Origin of the sequence: Galbibacter kalidii, assembly GCF_026241135.1 — a bacterium.
Taxonomy (GTDB): Bacteria; Bacteroidota; Bacteroidia; order Flavobacteriales; family Flavobacteriaceae; genus Galbibacter.
In genome coordinates this window covers 1-1,875 of sequence record NZ_JAPFGA010000057.1, presented here as the reverse complement: position 1 = coordinate 1,875, position 1,875 = coordinate 1, and the positions used below count along the sequence as shown (strand labels likewise).

General features: G+C 55.0%; 1 pseudogene. It reads left to right on the top strand.

Annotated features, from left to right (window positions below):
• Positions 1 to 1,875, top strand: a pseudogene (locus OOZ15_RS19795) (hypothetical protein); the annotation flags it as partial.

Here is a 1,875-nt window from a genome sequence, read left to right as displayed (position 1 = left end):
ATCAACATGATGGAAAAAGGTTTTTCGGGGGGCACTTCCCTGGCCCTGGTCGGGAAGTTCAGTGAAAAGGATGGCTACCACCGATGGAATTTTGACCGCCTGAAACTGGACCGTATTGCCATCGGGGCCGACCTGGGGACCATTAAACTTAAAGGTTTTGTCGATATAAAAGACGACGACCCGGTTTATGGGGACGGGTTCTATGGGCAGCTCTCGGCCGATTTTAATCAGGTAAAGGTCAGCGCCTCGGCCTGGTTCGGTAAAAAGGATTTCCGGTACTGGTATGTGGATGCCTATGCCGACCTGTCACAATCAGCGGTTAAAGTATATATAGGCCCGGCCATTGTCAATGGTTTTGGCGGGGGTGCCTATTACCGTATGTCCCGGCGTAGCCCTTCATCCATGCCCGTATACGATGGGGATGCCGTGGTGCTTTCTCCCCAGGCACCTTCCGGACTGGACTACATCCCTGATGGGGAGGCCGGTCTGGGCTTTCGGGCCATGGTAGGTTTTGCCCTGGCCAATGAAAAGGCCTTTAACGGGAAGGTGGGCTTTGAAATGGCCTTTAACCGCCACGGCGGGCTGAACCGGGTGCTGTTCTTCGGGGAAGGGCATATCGTCAAGGCCCTGGACTTTAAATTCGGCGATAAGTTCAAGGACCGCCTCACCAAACTGGAGGACAAGGTCAACAGCCTTGGGGCCGGGAGTGGTGCCATGGAACGTTTAAAAGAAAGCAACCTGACCGAGTACAGCAAGGTGGCCTTTCCACAGGAAGGGCTCACCTTTGATGTCGGGATCGATGCCAACTTCTCCATGGAGATGGACTTTAAAAACCATGTTTTCCATAGCGAAATGGAAATCTATGTCAACACCCCGGGCGGGTTCTTCCAGGGCGTGGGCCCCCGGGGCCGGGCCGGCTGGGCAGTGTTCCATGCCGCCAGAGATTCTTGGTACCTCCATGTGGGGACCCCAAAGGACCGTGTAGGGCTTAAACTTGGTCTGGGGAATTTCAGGATCCAGTCGACCTCGTATTTAATGATTGGAGATAAAATTCCGGGAAGTCCGCCACCACCGTCTATAGTCGCAGAGATTTTGGGTACTGATCTGCAAAGTCTCGATTATATGCGGGACCTTAATGCCCTAGGGGAAGGACGGGGCTTTGCTTTTGGCATGGATTTCAGTATCGATACCGGGGACATGACCTTCCTTGTCTTTTATGCGCGCTTTCAGGCCGGGCTGGGCTTTGATATCATGCTCAAGGACTATGGGGAAGCGGCCTGTAAGGGCAGCGGGCAGATCGGGATCGACGGCTGGTACGCCAACGGACAGTCCTATGCCTACCTCCAGGGGGAACTCGGGATCAAGATCAAATTATTGTTCATCCGGAAGAAAATACCGATCATCAAGGCCGGGGCCGCAGTGCTCCTGCAGGCCAAACTCCCCAACCCGGCCTGGTTCCGGGGCTATCTGGGCGGACATTTCAACGTGCTGGGGATCGTCAAGGGGCGTTTCCGTTTTAAGATCGAACTGGGCGAGGAGTGCGAGCTTGTCGGCGGTGCCCCCTTGGGCGGGGTCAAGGTGATCTCGGATATTACCCCGGGCGGCAACAGCCAGGGCGTGGACGTCTTTACCGTACCGCAGACCACTTTTAACATGCGTATCAACAGGCCTTTTGAACTTGAGGACGACCAGGGGGTAAAAACCTACAGGATCCTGCTCAAAGAGTACAAAGTGCTCCATAACGGCCAGCCCATCGAAGGGGAAATCGAATGGAACGGGAACAGTGATGTGGCCAATTTTGTGTCCCATGACATCCTGCCCCCCAATGCCCCGGTAAAGGTAAGGGCCACCGTGATTTTCCAGGAGCGGCGTGGC